Genomic DNA, 18678 nt, shown 5'->3' on the forward strand with positions numbered 1-18678 from the left:
CTTCCTCCCCGCACGGGGAGGAAGGGGGCCGTCGCGTCACTGCCGCGGCTCAGCCGGACCGGCCGCCGTTGCCGTTTCCGCCGTTGCCCTGGCCCCGGAAGAAGCCCTCCGGGATGGAGAACGAAGGCGTGGGCTCGTCGCCGCCTCCGCCGTTGTTGCCGCCGACCAGACCGCCGATGAAGCCGTCGTTGTCGCCGTTGCCCCCGTCGTCGCGGCCGCCGCCCCCGTCCTCGCGGTCACCGTCGCCGCGGTCCCGCGGCCTGCTGTCGGGGATGTGGACGTCGTTGAAGTCCTCGACGGGCTTGCCCTCCAGCGCGCCGGACATCATGTCGCCCCAGATCGGGCCGGGAACCTCGCCACCGAAGACCTTGCTGTGGGACCGGCCGCCGATGGTGATGCCGATCATCTTCCGCTTGTGCGCGGGGTCGCCGACCCACACGGCACCGGCCATGTTCGGCGTGTAGCCCACGAACCAGGCCGCGTAGCGCTCGTCCGTCGTACCGGTCTTACCGGCGCTGGGGCGGCTGCCGAGGCCGGCCTTCTTACCCGTACCGTCCTCGACGACGCCCTTCAGCAGGGTGTTGATGGTGTCGGCGGTGTTCTCCGACATCGCGCGCGAGCAGGTCGACTTCGGGACCTTGAACGACGTGGTCTTGTCGCCGACGCGCCGGTTGACCGACTCGATGGCGACCGGCGTGCAGTACATGCCGCGCGAGGCGAAGGTCGCGTACGCGTTCGCCATGGTCAGCGGGGACATCTCCTGGGTGCCCAGGGCGATGGAGGGCACCTGCGGCATCTTGTCGCCGTCGGCCCGCACGACGCCCATCTTCTTCGCCATCGTCGTCACCGGGCAGATGCCGATGTCGCTGATCATCTGCACGTAGTAGGTGTTGACCGACTTGGCGGTCGCCTCCCGCATGTCGTAGGGGCCGACCTCGGAGGAGTTCTCGTTCTCCAGCTTGGCCGGGTTGTCGGGGTCGTTCACCCACCGCTTGCCGCCACAGGCCGAGACCGGGCTCGGGTACGGCATCTGGTACGGCGACGAGTACACCTTGTTCGCCGGCATGCCGTCCTCGAGGGCGGCGGCGGCCACGATCGGCTTGAACGTCGAACCGGGCTGGTAACCCATGCCGCCGCCCATGTCGCCGTCGACGGACAGGTTGAGGGTCGTCTCGCCCTTCTTGGTGTTCACGCCGTAGGGACGGGACTGGCCCATGGCGAGGATCTTGCCGGTACCGGGCTGGACGAGGGTGGCGGCGGTGGCCACGTCGTCGCTCTGGTAGACGTGCTCCTTGATGGAGGCCTGCGCCGCCTTCTGGGCCTGCGGGTCCAAGGTCGTGCGGATGGTGAGACCGCCCTGGTTCCAGATCTTCGCGCGCTTCTCCTTGGTCTTGCCGAAGACCGGGTCGTTCAGGAAGACCTCGCGCACGTAGTCGCAGAAGAAGCCGGCGCCCTTGACGGCGGTGATGCAGCCGTTCTTGGGCTTGCTGACCTTCAGGCCGAGCGGTGCCTTCATCGCCTCGGCGGCCTGCGCCTTGGAGATGTCTCCGACGGCCGCCATGCGCCGCAGCACGGTGTTGCGGCGCTTGGTGGCCTCCGCCTCGTCGTTCACCGGGTCGTACCGGCTGGGCGACTGGACGATGCCGGCGAGCAGGGCCGACTGCTCCAGGCTGAGGTCCTTGGCGGACCTGGAGAAGTAACGCTGGGCGGCGGCCTCGACACCGTAGGCCTGCTGGCCGAAGAACGTGATGTTCAGGTAGTTCTCGAGGATCTTCTTCTTGCCCAGCTCCTCCTCGACCTGGATCGCGTACTTGAGCTCGCGGATCTTGCGGCCGATGGTCTGCTGGGTGGCCTGCGCGACCTTGGTCGGGTCGTCGCCCGCCTCCTCGACGAAGACGTTCTTCACGTACTGCTGCGTCAGGGTGGAGGCGCCCTCGGAGACCTCGCCGGTCTGGGCGTTCTTGTTGAGGGCGCGCAGGACGCCCTTCAGGTCGACCGCGCCGTGCTGGTAGAAGCGCGAGTCCTCGATGGCGACGATCGCCTTCTGCATGTACGGCGAGATGTCCTTGAGGGGGACCACCGTGCGGTCGCGTGAGTAGACCGTGGCGATGGGGCCGCCGTCGGCGTCGAGGATGGTGGTGCGCTGACTCAGCGGCGGTGCCTTCATGGTGGCCGGAAGATCGTCGAAGCTCTCGACCGATCCCTTGGCCGCCAGTCCCAGCGCGCCCACCGCCGGGAGCGCGATGCCGGCCAGCACGGCTCCCGCGAGGACGCTGACACCGAGGAACTTGGCGGCCTGCTGCGTGGGAGACAGACCACCGCCCGAACGCTTTTTTGGCATGAGGGCAGCCTACGTTCTCATTCGCCGGACAGGCGTATAGGCCTTGGCCTAAGCTGCTCTCACTGTCACAGCAGCGAGGTCACGTATCAATACGTCCGGCGACCCCGAATCGTTCCGGGTGTTCCCCGATTTTTTGGTGGGGCCGTGTCCGAATCCGCCTCGTGTGTCATGCGGCGTCCGTTGTGACGCAACTGAACTGTACCGGTTTGTCGGGAAAGTTGCGTATGTCGTCAGCTCACTCCCCCGGGTGATCTGCCGCTTACCCATAGTCCGTTCGGGCCATTCAAGATTGGGCCCGAAGGGGGTGTTGCGCTGTGCCCACCTTCCGTAACGTCCTCAACTGGCGGCGGTGAATATGCCGCTGCCGCCGTGGGGGAGCCTCGATTCGGGAGAGGACGGCGCCGGTATGGGCTGGGTAACCGACTGGAGTGCGCAGGCGGCCTGCCGCACTACCGATCCGGATGAACTGTTCGTTCAAGGAGCAGCGCAGAACAGGGCCAAGGCGGTGTGCACCGGATGCCCGGTGCGCACGGAGTGCCTGGCCGACGCGCTCGACAACCGCGTCGAGTTCGGCGTGTGGGGAGGCATGACGGAACGGGAGCGCCGCGCACTGCTGCGCAGGCGTCCCACCGTGACCTCCTGGCGCCGGCTCCTGGAGACGGCGCGCACGGAGTACGAGCGGGGGTGCGGTGTCATGCCCCTCGACGACGACGAGATCTACGAGAACTACGCGGCGGTGAGCTGAGGACTCCGACTCCCCTCCGCGACCAGATCCAGGCGGCGGTGAGCTCAGACTTCCCTCGCGGAGGGACTCCTCTCCGGGAGTTGTTCAGGTCCAGGTCCGAGGGCCCGTTGCCGGGCCCTTCGCCACCGACTGGAGCCTCACCATTGCCTGTGAGCCCTGCCATCGACTATGAGCCCTACAGTCGTCGCTCACGGGCGTTACGCCCTCGCCGGGTTGCCCTCAGGCGGTCGCCTCGGGCGGTTCGGGCTGGTCGGCGGGGTCGGGAAGCTCTCGCTCGTCGGCCGCGAGCCGGTGGCCGATGGCGCGCAGTCCCGCGAGGTCGTGCACATCGCCGGGCAGCGCGGCCACTTCCGTCACGGCCACCTCGGGGTGGAGCGCGGTGAAGCGGTCACGCGTGCGCTGCTCACGGGAGAGCAACTGCATGCGATCGGCGTGCAGCCTCAACAGGCCGGCCGTGAGCTGGTCGACGGACCGCTCGGGGTCCTCCGCGTGCTCGGTCGCCTCGGCGTCTTCGGTGGGGGAGCCACCCTCGGGAGCCGATGCCGGAGCCCGAGCTGGTGTTCCGGGCGTGGGAGAGTCTGAACTGTTGTGTGTGTCGGGGGAGTTACGAAGTACTGCTTTCCCGCCCTCCTGATCCACAATGCGGGGCTCTTCAAGATTTTCCGCGGCGGCGAGCGCCCGCTCGGCCGACAACCGGTCGGCGCCGCTGCCGTGCACCCGGTTGAGCACCAGACCGGCGAGCGGCATGTCCTCCGCGGCCAGCCGCTCCACGAAGTAGGCGGCCTCGCGCAGCGCGTCCCGCTCCGGGGCCGCGACCACGAGAAACGCCGTGCCGGGCGCTTGGAGCAGCTTGTACGTCGCGTCCGCGCGGGTGCGGAAGCCGCCGAAGGTCGTGTCCATCGCCGAGACGAACGTCTGGACGTCCTTGAGGAGCTGACCGCCGAGCAGCTTGCCGAGGGTGCCGGTCATCATCGACATCCCGACGTTCAGGAACTTCATCCCGGCGCGACCGCCCAGCTTCGCCGGTGCGGTCAGCAGCCGGATCAGCCGGCCGTCCAGGAACGACCCGAGCCGCTTGGGCGCGTCCAGGAAGTCCAGCGCCGAGCGGGACGGCGGGGTGTCGACGATGATCAGGTCCCACTCGTCCCGGGCGCGCAGCTGCCCGAGCTTCTCCATCGCCATGTACTCCTGCGTGCCCGCGAAGCCCGCGGAGAGCGACTGGTAGAAGGGGTTGCCCAGGATGGCGGCCGCCCGCTCACCGTCCGCGTGCGCCTCGACGATCTCGTCGAAGGTGCGCTTCATGTCGAGCATCATCGCGTGCAGCTCGCCGCCCGCGGAGTCGTCGATGCCCTTCACCCGGCGCGGGGTGTTGTCCAGCGAGTCGATGCCCATGGACTGGGCGAGCCGGCGGGCCGGATCGATGGTCAGGACGACCACCTTGCGGCCCCGCTCGGCCGCGCGCAGGCCCAGCGCCGCCGCGGTGGTGGTCTTGCCGACCCCGCCCGAGCCGCAGCAGACCACGATCCGAGTGGTGGGGTCCTCCAGCAGCGGATCGATGTCGAGCAGGCGTGCGGGGGCGAGGTGCGGGCGGGCCGGGTCGTGGGTGTGCGCCGGGTCCGGACGGCTCATGACATCCCCTGCTTCCGACTCATGACGGGCCTTGACCGTCTGTCCTGGCTCATGACACGCCCTGCTCGCGCAGCTCGCGGGCCAGCTCGTACAGCCCCGCCAGATCCATGCCCTCGGCGAACAGCGGCAGTTCGTGCAGCGGCAGGTCCAGCTCGGTCAGGACCGCACGCTGCTCGTGCTCCAGCGTGTACCGCTCGGCGTACTCCGCGGCCTGCGCGAGCAGCGGGTCCACCAGCCGCTCGGCGTGCCCGCCGCGCCGCGCCCCACCGAGCCCGGCGGCCGACAGGGACCGCGCGACAGTGGAACGCGGGACCGTGCGTACGAGTTCCAGATCGGTCTCGTCCAACACCTCCGGGCGGACCATGTTCACGATGATCCGCCCCACCGGTAGCCGGGCCGAACGCAGCTCGGCGATGCCGTCCGCGGTCTCCTGGACGGGCATCTCCTCCAGCAGCGTCACCAGGTGCACGGCCGTCTCCGGCGACTTCAGCACCCGCATCACGGCCTGCGCCTGATTGTGTATCGGGCCGATCTTGGCGAGGCCCGCGACCTCGTCGTTCACGTTCAGGAAGCGGGTGATCCGCCCCGTCGGCGGGGCGTCCATGACGACGTAGTCGTACGCGAAGCGGCCGCTGCGCTCCTTGCGCCGCACCGCCTCGCAGGCCTTTCCGGTCAGGAGGACGTCCCTGAGGCCGGGCGCGATGGTGGTGGCGAAGTCGATCGCGCCGAGCTTCTTCAGGGCCCGCCCGGCGCTGCCCAGCTTGTAGAACATCTGGAGGTAGTCCAGAAGGGCCAGTTCGGGGTCGATGGCGAGTGCGTACACCTCCCCGCCCCCGGGTGCTACCGCGATTTTCCGTTCCTCATAAGGCAGCGCCTCCGTTTCGAAGAGCTGCGCGATGCCCTGACGGCCCTCGACCTCGACGAGAAGCGTCCGCTTCCCCTCCGTGGCCAGGGCCAACGCTAGGGCTGCGGCCACCGTGGTCTTGCCGGTACCGCCCTTGCCGCTGACGACCTGGAGCCTGCTCACGTATTCGAGCCTAACCAGTTCGCGCCCGGGCTACGCGGGAGGCTGTGGACAACCACGGCCGTGGCCCGTGGACGACCGCGGCCGTGGCCTGTGGACAACCATGGCCGTGGCCTGTGGGCGACCGGGGCCGTGGCCTGTGGGCGACCGGGGCCGTGGCCTGTGGCCGACCGGGGCCGTGGCCTGTGGACGACCGGGGCCGTGGCCTGTGGACGACCGGGGCCGTGGGCGGCCGTGTGACCCTCTGCGGCAACGGCTAGAGTCGGCCGCATGACCAAGTGGGAATACGCAACCGTGCCGCTGCTCGTCCACGCCACGAAGCAGATTCTGGACACCTGGGGCGAGGACGGCTGGGAGCTCGTCCAGGTCGTGCCCGGGCCGAACAACCCCGAGCAGCTCGTGGCCTACCTGAAGCGGGCGAAGCAGTAGTGGGCGCCGTCGAGGCGAAACTGGCCGAGCTCGGCCTGAGCCTGCCCGACGTGGTCCCGCCGCTGGCCGCGTACCAGCCGGCCGTGCAGTCCGGCCCCTACGTCTACACCGCCGGGCAGCTCCCGATGGTGGACGGCAAGCTTCCGGTCACCGGCAAGGTCGGTGCGGAGGTCACCCCGGAGGAGGCCAAGGAGCTGGCACGCACGTGTGCGCTGAACGCACTGGCCGCCGTCAAGTCCGTCGCCGGTGACCTGGACCGCATCGCGCGCGTGGTGAAGGTCGTCGGTTTCGTGGCCTCGGCCTCCGACTTCACGGGTCAGCCCGCGGTGCTGAACGGCGCGAGCGAGCTGCTCGGCCAGGTGCTCGGCGACAAGGGTGTGCACGCGCGCAGCGCGGTGGGCGTGGCCGTGCTGCCGCTGGACGCGCCGGTCGAGGTCGAGATCCAGGTGGAGCTCGCGTAGCACCCGCCGTGCACTCTCTTCGACGGTCCGAGCTGCGGAATTTGTCCCCGGGGCCACTCGAACATCCGCCCGTCACGGGATAGATTCGCGCCCATGGCGAACGGTCAGTGGTACCCCCCGGAGTGGCCGGACCGCATCCGCGCACTCGCGGCCGGCACCCTCACCCCGGTGACGCCGAAGCGCGCGGCCACCGTCATGCTCCTGAAGGACACCGGCAGCGGCCCCGCCGTCCACATGCTGCGCAGACGCGCCTCCATGGCCTTCGCCGGAGGCGCGTACGCCTATCCGGGCGGCGGGGTCGATCCGCGCGACGACGACCATCACGTCCGCTGGGCGGGCCCCACGCGCGCGTGGTGGGCGGACCGGCTCGGCGTCGACGAGACGGCGGCCCAGGCGATCGTCTGCGCGGCCGTACGGGAGACATACGAGGAGGCGGGCGTGCTGCTCGCCGGGCCGGCCCCCGACTCGGTCGTCGGTGACACCACGGGCGCCGACTGGGAGTCGGACCGTGCCGCCCTGGTCGCCCGGGACCTGTCCTTCGCGGAGTTCCTGGACCGCCGCGGGCTGGTCCTGCGCTCGGACCTGCTCGGCGCCTGGACCCGCTGGATCACCCCGGAGTTCGAGTCCCGCCGCTACGACACCTGGTTCTTCGTGGCCGCGCTCCCCGAGGGGCAGCGCACCCGCAACGCCTCGACGGAGGCCGACCGCACGGTGTGGATCGCCCCGCGCGAGGCGGCGGCCGGTTACGACAAGGGCGAGCTGCTGATGATGCCGCCGACCATCGCGACCCTGCGCCAGCTGACGGCGTACGAGACGGCCGCCCGGGCGCTCGACGCCGCCCCGGGCCGTGACCTCACGCCCGTCCTGGCCACCGCCCGCCTGGTGGACGGCGAGATCGTGCTGTCCTGGCCGGGCCACGACGAGTTCACCAAGCACATCCCGACCGGTGGAGCCACCGCATGACGGACGCAGCAGCCCTCCCAGGCCAGCCCCGCGGCGGAGTCCTCTCGGGGCCCGCCACCGCGCGGGCCGTGAACGTCCTGGCGCCCAACGCGTCGGCGATGACCCTGGACGGCACCAACACCTGGATCCTCGCCGAGCCCGACTCGGACCTCGCCGTCGTGGTCGACCCGGGCCCGCTGGACGACACGCACCTGCGCCGGGTCGTCGCCACGGCCGAACAGGCCGGCAAGCGCGTCGCCCTCACCCTGCTGACCCACGGCCATCCCGACCACGCCGAGGGCGCCGCCCGATTCGCAGAACTGACCGGCACGCGCGTGCGTGCCCTCGACCCGGCACTGCGCCTGGGCGACGAGGGCCTGGCCGCCGGGGACGTGATCACCACCGGCGGGCTGGAACTGCGCGTCGTACCGACCCCCGGCCACACCGCCGACTCCCTCTGTTTCCACCTCCCGGCCGACCGGGCGGTTCTCACCGGCGACACGATCCTCGGCCGCGGCACGACGGTCGTGGCACACCCCGACGGCCGCCTCGGCGACTACCTGGACTCCCTGCGGCGCCTGCGCTCCCTCACGGTCGACGACGGCGTCCACACGGTCCTGCCCGGCCACGGCCCGGTCCTGGACGACGCCCAGGGTGTCGTCGAGTACTACCTCGCCCACCGCGCCAACCGCCTCGCCCAGGTCGAGACAGCCGTCGAGGACGGCTACCGCACCCCCACGGAAGTCGTCACCCACGTCTACGCCGACGTGGACCGCTCCCTGTGGCCGGCGGCGGAACTGTCGGTACGCGCCCAGATGGACTACCTGGAGGAGCACGGGCTCATCTGACCGCCCCCGGACACGACGTCGGGCCCCGTCTCATGAGGAGAGGGGGCCCGATGACGTACGGCAGCGGTACGCGCGTCAGCGCGAGCGCTTGGCGAGGCGTTCCACGTCCAGGAGGATCACCGCGCGGGCCTCCAGGCGCAGCCAGCCGCGCTGGGCGAAGTCCGCGAGGGCCTTGTTGACCGTCTCGCGGGACGCGCCGACCAGTTGGGCCAGCTCCTCCTGCGTGAGGTCGTGGACGACGTGGATGCCCTCCTCGGACTGCACGCCGAACCGGCGGGACAGGTCGAGCAGCGCGCGGGCGACACGGCCCGGGACGTCCGAGAAGACGAGGTCGGACATCGCGTCATTGGTCTTGCGCAGCCGGCGCGCGACGGCGCGCAGGAGCGCTGTGGCCACCTCGGGGCGGGCGTTCAGCCAGGGCTGGAGGTCGCCGTGGCCGAGGCCGAGGAGCTTGACCTCGGTCAGAGCCGTGGCGGTCGCGGTGCGCGGGCCCGGGTCGAACAGCGAGAGCTCACCGATGAGCTCGCTGGGGCCGACGACGGCGAGCATGTTCTCGCGGCCGTCGGGGGAGGTGCGGTGGAGCTTCACCTTCCCCTCGGTGACCACGTACAGGCGGTCACCGGGGTCGCCCTCGTGGAACAGCGAGTCACCGCGGGCGAGGGTCACCTCACTCATGGAGGCGCGGAGCTCCGCGGCCTGCTCGTCATCGAGCGCCGCGAAGAGCGGATTGCGCCGCAGAACGTCGTCCACGAGTTCTCTCCTATTCGACCTGCTCAGGGGATCTTGCTCCCCCGTGTACCGAGGGACCGTAGTGCCCATTTTGTCGGGCGGTCCAAACAGTGTGATCTGTCACAAGGATGCCGCACACGTGTCCCGGGGTACGCGGCAGGGGTCCAATTGGGCGCCGATCTTCAGGGGCCGGGGCGGATGCCGGTGCCGGGCCTTAGGCTGGCCGGGTGTCCAAATCGCCGGTGAGAGCACAGGCCGAGGGGGCTGCGCGGGTGGTTGTACGTCGCGATTCCGCTGTGGGCGAACAGGGCCCCGATGGCGGTAGGAAAACGGCGAAAGAGAACAAGACGGAACCGGTGAAGAAGACGGCTTCCTCGAAGAAGGCCGCGTCTGCGAAGAGGGCGGCGTCCACCAAGAAGGCCGCGTCCGCGGAGAAGACGGCTTCCGTGAAGAAGACGGCGTCTGCGGAGAAGGCCCCGTCTGCGGAGAAGACGGCGACCGTGAAGAAGACGGCGACGGCGAAGAAGACCGCGTCCAAGGCCTCCGTCACGAAGAAGGACTCGAAGGGTGCCGGCGTGAAGAAGGCGCCCGCGGCCAAGGAGGGCTCGAAGGGGGCCGCCGTGAGGAAGGCGCCCGCGGCCAAGGAGGGCTCGAAGGGGGCCGCCGTGAGGAAGGCGCCCGCGGCCAAGGAGGGCTCGAAGGGTGCCGCCGTGAGGAAGGCGCCCGCGGCCAAGAAGGTCGTGGTCGCGCCGAAGAAGGCCACCGCCCGTATCAAGGGCGCCGCGCCCGCCAAGGCCGTCGTCCACCCGCCGAGCGACGAGTCGGCCACCGCCCTGGTCCGCCGGGCCCGCCGTATCAACCGCGAGCTCGCCGAGGTCTATCCGTACGCGCACCCCGAGCTGGACTTCGAGAACCCCTTCCAACTGGTCGTCGCCACCGTCCTGTCCGCCCAGACGACCGACCTGCGCGTCAACCAGACGACACCCTCCCTCTTCGCCGCGTACCCGACCCCGGAGGACCTGGCCGCCGCCAACCCCGAGAAGGTCGAGGAGATCCTCCGCCCGTGCGGCTTCTTCCGAGCCAAGACGAAGTCGGTCATAGGGCTTTCGAAGGCTCTGGTGGAGGACTTCGGCGGTGAGGTGCCCGGCCGGCTGGAGGACCTGGTCAAGCTGCCCGGCGTCGGCCGCAAGACCGCGTTCGTCGTGCTGGGCAACGCCTTCGGGCGCCCCGGTATCACCGTCGACACGCACTTCCAGCGACTGGTGCGCCGCTGGCGGTGGACCGCCGAGACCGACCCGGACAAGATCGAGGCCGCCGTGGGCGCGCTGTTCCCGAAGAGCGACTGGACGGATCTCTCGCATCACGTGATCTGGCACGGCCGCCGTATCTGCCACGCCCGCAAGCCCGCGTGCGGCGCCTGCCCGATCGCCCCGCTCTGCCCGGCGTACGGCGAGGGCGAGACGGACCCGGAGAAGGCGAAGAAGCTCCTCAAGTATGAGAAGGGCGGCTTCCCCGGCCAGCGTCTGAAGCCTCCGCAGGCCTATCTGGACGCGGGCGGCACACCGGCGCCGCCGCTGGGGGCCGGATGAGCTGCCCGAGCCCCCCGGTGCGCCGTCCGAGCCCTCCGGCAGGCCCCCCGGCGAGCCCGACGCGCCGCTCTTTCAGGGGATCGAGGGCGCTCGTGGAACGATCTCGGGCCCGCCGCGCGTTGGATGCGGCAGGACGACGGGGGTGACGATGAAGCGGGCGAGCGACACACAGGGCGGCCCGGTGGCACTGAGCAAGGACGGGCTGCCCGGCTGGCTGCACCCGGTGGCGCACGCCGTGGAGACGGTCCGGCCCGGGCAGCTGAGCCGGTTCCTGCCGCCGGCGGACGGGGCCGGGCGCCAGTCCGCGGTGCTGGTCCTGTTCGGTGAGGGCGTGCGCGGACCGGAGCTGCTGCTGATGGAGCGTGCGAGCTCCCTGCGCTCGCACGCCGGCCAGCCCTCCTTCCCGGGCGGTGCCCTCGACCCGGAGGACGGCGACCCGTCCGGCGACGGCCCCCTGCGGGCCGCCCTGCGTGAGGCGGAGGAGGAGACCGGCCTGGACCCCGCGGGCGTCCAGCTGTTCGGCGCCCTGCCCCGGCTGTACATCCCGGTCAGCGGCTTCGTCGTCACACCGGTGCTGGGCTGGTGGCGCGAACCGACCCCGGTGGGAGTCGTCGATCCGAACGAGACCGCCCGCGTCTTCACCGTCCCCGTGGCGGATCTCACGGATCCCGCCAATCGTGCGACCGCCGTTCACCCCAGCGGCCACCGAGGTCCGGCATTTCTGGTCGAATCGGCCCTTGTCTGGGGTTTCACGGCCGGAATCATCGACCGGCTGCTGCACTTCGCGGGCTGGGAGCGGCCCTGGGACCGGGAGAAGCAGGTCCCGCTCGACTGGCGCGCATGACAGGGTGGCCTCCGTGAACGTGCTGGACATCTTGTTGCTGGTCGCCGCCGTGTGGTTCGCGGTCGTGGGATACCGCCAGGGGTTCGTCGTCGGCATCCTGTCGGTGATCGGCTTCCTGGGCGGCGGTCTCGTCGCGGTCTACCTGCTGCCCGTCATCTGGGACGCGCTGACGGACAACGCGGAGGTGAGCACGACCGCCGCCGTCGTCGCGGTCGTCGTCGTCATCGTCTGCGCATCCGTCGGCCAGGCCCTCACCACCCACCTCGGCAACAAGCTGCGCCGGCACATCACCTGGTCCCCGGCCCGGGCCCTGGACGCCACCGGCGGTGCCCTGGTCAACGTCGTGGCGATGCTCCTGGTCGCCTGGCTGATCGGCTCCGCGCTGGCGGGCACGACGCTGCCGACCCTCGGCAAGGAGGTCCGCAGCTCCAAGGTGCTGCTGGGCGTCTCCCAGGCGCTGCCGGACCAGGCGGCCACCTGGTTCGCGGACTTCTCCTCCGTCCTCGCGCAGAACGGCTTTCCGCAGGTCTTCAGCCCGTTCTCGAACGAGCCGATCACCGACGTCCAGCCGCCCGACCCGGCGCTGGCGAACAGCTCCGTGGCGAACCGTGCCCAGCGCTCCATCGTCAAGGTCGTGGGCACGGCCCCGAGCTGCGGCAAGGTCCTGGAGGGCACCGGCTTCGTCTTCTCCGGCCGCCGCGTGATGACCAACGCGCACGTGGTGGGCGGGGTCGACGAGCCGACCGTGCAGATAGGCGGCGAGGGCAGGAAGTACGACGCCACGGTCGTGCTCTACGACTGGCGGCGCGACATCGCCGTCCTCGACGTGCCGGATCTCAAGGCGCCCGCGCTGCGGTTCACCGACAAGGAGGCGAGCAGCGGTGACAGCGCGATCGTCGCCGGCTTCCCGGAGAACGGGGCGTACGACGTGCGGGCCGCGCGCGTGCGGGGTCGCATCACGGCCAACGGCCCGGACATCTACCACCGCGGCACGGTCCGCCGCGACGTCTACTCCCTCTTCGCGACCGTCCGCCAGGGCAACTCCGGCGGCCCGCTGCTCACGCCCGACGGCAAGGTCTACGGCGTCGTCTTCGCCAAGTCGCTCGACGACGCCCAGACGGGATACGCGCTGACCGTGGACGAGATCCAGGAGGACATCGCCAAGGGGCGCACCGCCGACCAGCAGGTGGGCAGCGACAGCTGCGCGCTCTAGGCCTGCTGCGAGAGCGGCGTCTGCCGCGCGACGCCCGGCACGCTCCCCAAGCTCTGGGAGCTGGGGGTGCCCCCACGCGCCGCACCGCCCGACAGCCCGAGTACGCCCAGTACAAGGAATTCCGAGTACAAGGGATTCCGGGCGGCACGCCGAGAGCACCACCGGACGCCGCGCGGCCGCCCGTCGGGCGGCGACGCCACTCCCGTGACAGGCCCTACGAGCGGTCCGGAAGCGGGAGGTGTCGGGGCGTCACTCGCGTGAGCGACGCCTCAGTCGCGCGTGGGACGCAGTCGTACGGAGACCCAGCGGGCCCGGCGGCGGAGGATCCGCGGAATCCCGACCCGGGGGTCCGCGGTCGCCATCTGAGGTGCGCCGCTTCGCCGGTAGGGGTTCGCACCGCCCGCCGAGCGGCGATTGCGGGTTGCGTCACTGTAGTCGTGCGTCCAGCCCATACCCCGACGTGTGCCCCCGCCCCATGGTCGATAACCGCCCCGGGGGCGTCCAATTGGCCTATGCGCCGGGCAATTGGCCGTTCGTAGGACAAGCGTTCAGGTGCCGGTGGGGCGGGTGGGGCCGGCCGATCACCGGTCGGGTTCGGGATCCCGCAGCCAGTTGATGAGTTCCGAGGAGAAAGCGGCCGGGTCCTCCTCATGCGGGAAGTGTCCGAGGCCGTCGAACAGGCGCCAGCGGTAGGGGGCTTCGACGTACTCGCCGGACCCGGCGGCGCTGCGCGTGCGCATCACGGGGTCGAGCGAGCCGTGCAGATGGAGCGTCGGCACCCGCACGGGCCGCTTCATCCGCCGGTTGAACTGGATGCCGTCCGGGCGGGCCAGGGAGCGCACCATCCAGCGGTACGGCTCGACCGCGCAGTGTGCGGCGGAGGGGATGCACATGGCGCGGCGGTACGTCTGCAGCGCCTCCTCCTCGGGCGGGCGCGGCCCGGACCACTCCTGGATCAGCTCCGCGACGAGCGCCCCGTCGTCGGCGGTGAGCTGCCGCTCCGGGATCCAGGGCCGCTGGAACCCCCAGATGTGTGAACCGGCGCGGGTCTGCTTGACGTCCCTCAGCATGGCCGAGCGCCAGCGCCGCGGGTGCGGCATGGACGCGACCGCGAGCCGCCGCACCAGCTTGGGGCGCATCGCGGCCGCCGTCCACGCGAGGTATCCGCCCAGGTCGTGGCCGACCAGCGCGGCGTCCGGCTCGCCGAGGGAGCGGATGACGCCGGTGACATCGAGCGCGAGATTGGCGGGGTCGTAGCCGCGCGGCGTGCGGTCGCTGCCGCCGACGCCCCGCAGGTCCATGGCGACGGCCCGGAAGCCCGCGTCGGCGAGCGCCACCAGCTGGTGCCGCCAGGTCCACCAGAACTGCGGGAAGCCGTGCAGCAGCAGCACCAGCGGCCCGTCACCCAGCTCGGCGATGTGGAAGCGGGCGCCGTTGGCGGCGACATCGCGGTGACTCCAGGGGCCGTCCAGCAGGACGGCCGGAGCCGGGGGTTCCGAAGGTGTGGCGGGGTCCGTCATGAGGACGAGCGTGCCACAGCCTCGATGGCCTCGGGGACCCGGTCCTTCGGGAGCTCGGGCCGCGGGTGCGGCTTGGCCTTCTGCAGCACGACCGCACTCTCCTTCATCGACGCGGCGACCTTCTGCGGGCCCTTGCTCTTCTTGGCCTTCTTCGCGAAGGCCACGCCGATCAGCGCGAGGACGAGCGCGACCAGCACGTTGGCCGCGAACGACAGCAGGAAGCAGACCGCGAGGTTCCAGTCGCTCCAGGTGCGGATGCCGTACGCCAGCGCGAAGTTCAGCATCGGCAGAGAGAAGATCAGCACCGCACCGGCCGCCGAGAAGGCCCCGCCGCTGGTCGCGCCGCGCTTCACGTCCTGTCTGAGCTGCGCCTTCGCCAGTGCGATCTCGTCGTGCACCAGCGCCGACATTTCCGCCGTCGCCGAGGCGAACAGCTGGCCGATGCTGCGTTCGGCGCCGACCGGGCTGCCGTCGGGTGCGCTCATCGCGGTCTCCCTCTTCTGCGTACGGTCCGATGTCCGCGTCTTCTGTCCGACTCGTGCGCGGTCGTCCGACTGCGCACGCCATGACTGCGTACGGTCCCGTCTTTTGTACCGTCTCGTCAGATCATGCCGGACGGTGGTGGTCCTCGCCTGCCCCGCCCGGCACTTCGGCAAGCCCGTGGCGCGCGGCTGTCTTCTCCTGGGCGATCCTGCGGTGTTCGGCGGCCTTGCGGTCGTACAGCGCGGCGAGCCGCAGGTGGTACGCCGGGTCGTCCTCCTCGTAGACGTCCGGGATGCCGTCGGCGTCCTCGTCGCGCTCCTCGTCCGCCCACAACCTGCGGTACTTGGCGTTCCGCAATTTCAGCAGGACGGTCGCGAGTGTCGCGGCGATCAGCGACCCCAGCAGGACGGCGGCCTTGACCTCGTTCGTCATCGCCTGGTCGCCCTCGAAGGCGAGTTCGCCGATGAGCAGCGAGACGGTGAAGCCGATGCCGGCGAGGGCCGACACGGCGAACACGTCCGCCCAGGCGAGGTCGTCGCTGAGCGACGCCCGGGTGAAACGGGCCGCCAGCCACGTCCCGCCGAAGATGCCGAATGCCTTGCCGAGGACGAGACCGAGGACGACACCCAGGGTCTCGGGCCGGGTGAACACATCGGCGAGCGCCCCGCCGGACACTGACACCCCCGCGCTGAACAGGGCGAACAGGGGGACCGCGAGCCCCGCGGACAGCGGCCGTACGAGGTGCTCGACGCGCTCGCCGAGGGAGCGGTCCTCGCCCTCGTGGCGGTGGCAGCGCAGCATCAGGCCCATGGCGACACCGGCGATGGTGGCGTGGATGCCGCTGTTGTACATCAGCGCCCAGATGACGAGGGCGAGCGGCACGTACACGTACCAGCCGCGGACGCCCTTGCGCAGCAGCAGCCAGAAGAGCAGCAGACCGGCGGCGGCACCGCCGAGGGCGGCGAAGTTGAGGTCGGCGGTGAAGAACACCGCGATGATCAGGATCGCGAAGAGGTCGTCGACGACGGCGAGGGTGAGCAGGAAGGCCCGCAGCGCACTCGGCAGGGACGTGCCGATGACGGCGAGCACGGCGAGCGCGAACGCGATGTCGGTGGCGGTCGGCACGGCCCAGCCGGCCAGGGAGCCACCCCCGGCGACGACGGTGACGGTGTAGACGAGCGCCGGTACGGCCATGCCGCAGAGCGCGGCGACGACCGGGAGCGCGGCGGCCTTCGGATCGCGCAGGTCACCCGCCACGAGTTCCCGCTTGAGCTCGATCCCCGCGACGAAGAAGAAGACCGCCAGCAGCCCGTCGGCGGCCCAGTGCGCGATCGACAGGTCGAGGCCGAGGGCGGCGGGGCCCACGTGGAAGTGGGAGACGCTCTGGTAGCTGTCACGCAGGGCGGGGATGTTCGCCCAGAGCAGCGCCACGACCGCGGCGGCGAGCAGCAGCACCCCGCCGACGGTCTCGGTGCGCAGCGCGTCCGTCACGTAGGTCCGCTCGGGCAGTGACAGCCGGCCGAGGACCTTGCGGGTGGTGGAGCGGGGCGCGGTCACAGAGAACCTCCGGTCGGGTGGGCAGGGCGAAGCACATGCCGACCAGACTTCCCGGCGCACCATGGATCACTTGTTTTGCTCAGTTTAGTAAACGTACGGCTGTGCGCATCCGGCGGTCCTCGGCGCCGGGATGCCCCGGCGGAGAGCACCCCATGATCGGATGCCCTCCGCCGGTCCCGTCATTCCGATGCCGCGATCAGTCCTCGCTGGGGGCGGCGGGCAGCTTGGCCTGGATGAGGTCCATGACCGTGGAGTCGGTCAGGGTGGTGACGTCACCCAGCTGACGGTTCTCGGCGACGTCCCGCAGCAGCCGGCGCATGATCTTCCCGGAGCGGGTCTTGGGCAGCTCGGCGACCGGCAGGATCCGCTTGGGCTTGGCGATCGGGCCGAGGGTGTTGCCGACGTGGGTGCGCAGCTCACCGACCAGGGTCTCGGTCTCCGTGGCCGTGCCGCGAAGAATCACGAAGGCGACGATCGCCTGTCCGGTCGTCTCGTCCGCCGCGCCGACCACGGCCGCCTCGGCGACCGAGGGATGGGAGACCAGCGCGGACTCGACCTCGGTGGTGGAGATGTTGTGCCCGGACACGAGCATGACGTCGTCGACCCGGCCGAGCAGCCAGATGTCGCCGTCGTCGTCCTTCTTGGCGCCGTCACCGGCGAAGTACTTGCCCTCGAAGCGCGACCAGTAGGTGTCGAGGAAACGCTGGTCGTCGCCCCAGATGGTGCGCAGCATCGACGGCCACGGCTCGGTCAGCACCAGGTAGCCGCCACCGCCGTTGGGCACCTCGTTGGCCTCGTCGTCGACGACCGTCGCGGCGATGCCGGGCAGCGGTGTCTGCGCCGAACCGGGCTTGGTGGCGGTCACGCCCGGCAGCGGGGTGATCATCATCGAGCCGGTCTCGGTCTGCCACCAGGTGTCGACGACCGGGGTGCGGTCGCCGCCGATGTTCTTGCGGTACCAGATCCACGCCTCGGGGTTGATCGGCTCGCCCACCGAGCCCAGCACACGCAGGCTGGACAGGTCGAACTTGGCGGGGATGTCGTCGCCCCACTTCATGAACGTACGGATCGCGGTCGGCGCGGTGTACAGGATCGTGACCCCGTACTTCTGCACGATCTCCCAGAAACGGCCCTGGTGCGGGGTGTCCGGCGTGCCCTCGTACATGACCTGCGTCGCGCCGTTGGCCAGGGGGCCGTAGACGATGTACGAGTGGCCGGTGACCCAGCCGACGTCGGCCGTGCACCAGTAGACGTCCGTCTCCGGCTTGAGGTCGAAGACGGCGTGGTGGGTGTAGGCGGTCTGGGTGAGGTAGCCGCCGGAGGTGTGCAGGATGCCCTTCGGCTTACCCGTGGTCCCCGAGGTGTAGAGGATGAACAGCGGGTGCTCGGCGTGGAACGGCTGTGGGGTGTGCTCGGCGCTCTGCCGCCCCACCACGTCGTGCCACCACACGTCGCGGCCCTCGGTGAAGGCGACCTCCTGGCCCGTGCGTCGCACGACCAGGACGTGCTCGACGGTGCCCGCCTTCTCGACGGCCTCGTCCACGGCCGGCTTCAGCGCGGAGGGCTTGCCGCGGCGGTAGCCGCCGTCGGAGGTGATGATCACGCGTGCGTCGGCGTCCTGGATGCGGGTGGCGAGCGCGTCCGAGGAGAAACCGCCGAAGACGACCGAGTGCGCGGCGCCGATCCGGGCGCAGGCCAGCATCGCGATCGCCGTCTCGGGGATCATCGGCATGTAGACGGCGACCCGGTCGCCCGCCTGGACTCCCAGCTCCAGCAGGGCGTTGGCCGCCTTGGAGACCTCGTCCTTGAGTTCGGCGTAGGTGATGGCGCGGCTGTCGCCGGGCTCGCCCTCGAAGTGGATGGCGACCCGGTCGCCGTGCCCGGCTTCCACGTGCCGGTCGACGCAGTTGTAGGCGACGTTGAGCTCGCCGTCCTGGAACCACTTGGCGAACGGCGGGTTCGACCAGTCGAGCGTCTCGGTGGGCTCCTTGGCCCAGGTCAGCCGGCGGGCCTGCTCGGCCCAGAAGCCGAGCCTGTCAGCCTTGGCCTGCTCATACGCCTCCGCGGTGACGTTGGCGTTCGCGGCCAGGTCGGCGGGGGGTGCGAACCTGCGCTCTTCCTTGAGCAGGTTGGCCAGGCTCTCGTTGCTCACGGCATCTGCCTTTCCCAGGGTGTCCGTTGTGTCCCAGGCCACAGCTCATCAGACCCGGGGGTGCGATGACAAGGGCCGACCGCCGATTGGTTTAGACCTGTGGGACGGTGTTGTCGGCGGCGGGGGTCATCCGTAGGCACGGACGCCGACCAGGGAAAGTTCACCGCGTGTG

At 70.6% G+C, this 18678-nt stretch carries 17 protein-coding genes; 8 read left to right on the plus strand and 9 right to left on the minus strand.

Features of this window, described 5'->3' with window-relative positions; all coding sequences use genetic code 11:
* Positions 1-49: 49 nt before the first annotated feature.
* Complete coding sequence (locus ABTX62_RS08685) at positions 50-2341, minus strand: transglycosylase domain-containing protein (protein WP_352115482.1); 2292 nt, start codon at positions 2339-2341, stop codon at positions 50-52.
* A gap of 406 nt (positions 2342-2747) precedes the next feature.
* On the opposite strand from ABTX62_RS08685, the gene wblA reads away from it, so the two are divergent.
* Positions 2748-3086 (plus strand): transcriptional regulator WblA, encoded by a 339-nt coding sequence (gene wblA, locus ABTX62_RS08690; RefSeq protein ID WP_352115483.1) that lies wholly within the window; start codon positions 2748-2750, stop codon positions 3084-3086.
* A gap of 219 nt (positions 3087-3305) precedes the next feature.
* Here the strand turns inward: wblA and bagB are convergent, their stop codons facing one another.
* Both bagB and bagA read right to left on the minus strand, forming a co-directional pair.
* Entirely contained in the window at positions 3306-4715 is a 1410-nt protein-coding gene (bagB, locus tag ABTX62_RS08695; RefSeq protein ID WP_352115484.1) for an ATPase BagB, read from the minus strand.
* 49 nt (positions 4716-4764) lie between these two features.
* Positions 4765-5742, minus strand: a complete 978-nt coding sequence (gene bagA / locus ABTX62_RS08700; protein WP_283968063.1) for an ATPase BagA — start codon at positions 5740-5742, stop codon at positions 4765-4767.
* Positions 5743-6009: 267 nt separating this feature from the next.
* Here bagA and sp36 point away from each other — a divergent pair, with 267 nt between their 5' ends.
* From sp36 to ABTX62_RS08720, 4 genes are all read left to right on the plus strand, one after another.
* On the plus strand, positions 6010-6168 hold the full coding sequence (sp36, locus tag ABTX62_RS08705; RefSeq protein ID WP_093708112.1) for a Sp36 family protein: 159 nt from the start codon (positions 6010-6012) through the stop codon (positions 6166-6168).
* Positions 6168-6629 carry a RidA family protein gene (locus tag ABTX62_RS08710; protein WP_283968062.1) on the plus strand — a complete coding sequence of 154 codons (462 nt, stop codon included), beginning with the start codon at positions 6168-6170 and terminating at the stop codon, positions 6627-6629. The genes sp36 and ABTX62_RS08710 overlap by 1 nt, the downstream gene beginning before the upstream one ends.
* 93 nt (positions 6630-6722) lie before the next feature.
* Complete coding sequence (locus ABTX62_RS08715) at positions 6723-7592, plus strand: NUDIX hydrolase (protein WP_352115485.1); 870 nt, start codon at positions 6723-6725, stop codon at positions 7590-7592.
* Positions 7589-8419, plus strand: a complete 831-nt coding sequence (locus ABTX62_RS08720) for an MBL fold metallo-hydrolase (protein ID WP_352115486.1) — start codon at positions 7589-7591, stop codon at positions 8417-8419. The genes ABTX62_RS08715 and ABTX62_RS08720 overlap by 4 nt, the downstream gene beginning before the upstream one ends.
* Positions 8420-8494: 75 nt before the next feature.
* Here ABTX62_RS08720 and ABTX62_RS08725 read toward each other — a convergent pair whose 3' ends face one another.
* Positions 8495-9169 carry a Crp/Fnr family transcriptional regulator gene (locus ABTX62_RS08725; protein WP_020129286.1) on the minus strand — a complete coding sequence of 225 codons (675 nt, stop codon included), beginning with the start codon at positions 9167-9169 and terminating at the stop codon, positions 8495-8497.
* 479 nt (positions 9170-9648) lie between these two features.
* Between ABTX62_RS08725 and nth the strand changes: the two genes are divergently transcribed.
* From nth to ABTX62_RS08740, 3 genes are all read left to right on the plus strand, one after another.
* Positions 9649-10737, plus strand: a complete 1089-nt coding sequence (nth, locus tag ABTX62_RS08730) for an endonuclease III (protein WP_502997924.1) — start codon at positions 9649-9651, stop codon at positions 10735-10737.
* A gap of 148 nt (positions 10738-10885) precedes the next feature.
* Positions 10886-11581, plus strand: coding sequence for an NUDIX hydrolase (locus tag ABTX62_RS08735; RefSeq protein WP_352115605.1), 696 nt, complete (start codon positions 10886-10888; stop codon positions 11579-11581).
* A 13-nt stretch (positions 11582-11594) separates the two neighbouring features.
* Positions 11595-12794, plus strand: a complete 1200-nt coding sequence (locus ABTX62_RS08740) for a MarP family serine protease (RefSeq protein ID WP_352115487.1) — start codon at positions 11595-11597, stop codon at positions 12792-12794.
* 269 nt (positions 12795-13063) lie between these two features.
* Here ABTX62_RS08740 and ABTX62_RS08745 read toward each other — a convergent pair whose 3' ends face one another.
* The 5 genes from ABTX62_RS08745 to acs form a co-directional block, all read right to left on the minus strand.
* Positions 13064-13246: a hypothetical protein gene (locus tag ABTX62_RS08745; RefSeq protein WP_352115488.1), complete on the minus strand. Its 183-nt coding sequence runs from the start codon at positions 13244-13246 to the stop codon at positions 13064-13066.
* Between the two features lie 129 nt (positions 13247-13375).
* Positions 13376-14314, minus strand: coding sequence for an alpha/beta fold hydrolase (locus tag ABTX62_RS08750; protein WP_352115489.1), 939 nt, complete (start codon positions 14312-14314; stop codon positions 13376-13378).
* The gene (locus tag ABTX62_RS08755; protein WP_352115490.1) at positions 14311-14799 is read right to left on the minus strand and encodes a phage holin family protein; all 489 of its coding nucleotides are present in this window, start codon (positions 14797-14799) and stop codon (positions 14311-14313) included. The genes ABTX62_RS08750 and ABTX62_RS08755 overlap by 4 nt, the downstream gene beginning before the upstream one ends.
* Before the next feature lie 121 nt (positions 14800-14920).
* Positions 14921-16354, minus strand: a complete 1434-nt coding sequence (gene nhaA, locus ABTX62_RS08760; protein ID WP_352115491.1) for a Na+/H+ antiporter NhaA — start codon at positions 16352-16354, stop codon at positions 14921-14923.
* Between the two features lie 196 nt (positions 16355-16550).
* A complete protein-coding gene (gene acs, locus ABTX62_RS08765) occupies positions 16551-18506 on the minus strand; it encodes an acetate--CoA ligase (RefSeq protein ID WP_352115492.1) in 1956 nt (651 codons plus the stop codon).
* Positions 18507-18678 lie beyond the last annotated feature (172 nt).

The organism is Streptomyces sp. NPDC096046, assembly GCF_040303285.1.
Taxonomy (GTDB): Bacteria; Actinomycetota; Actinomycetes; order Streptomycetales; family Streptomycetaceae; genus Streptomyces.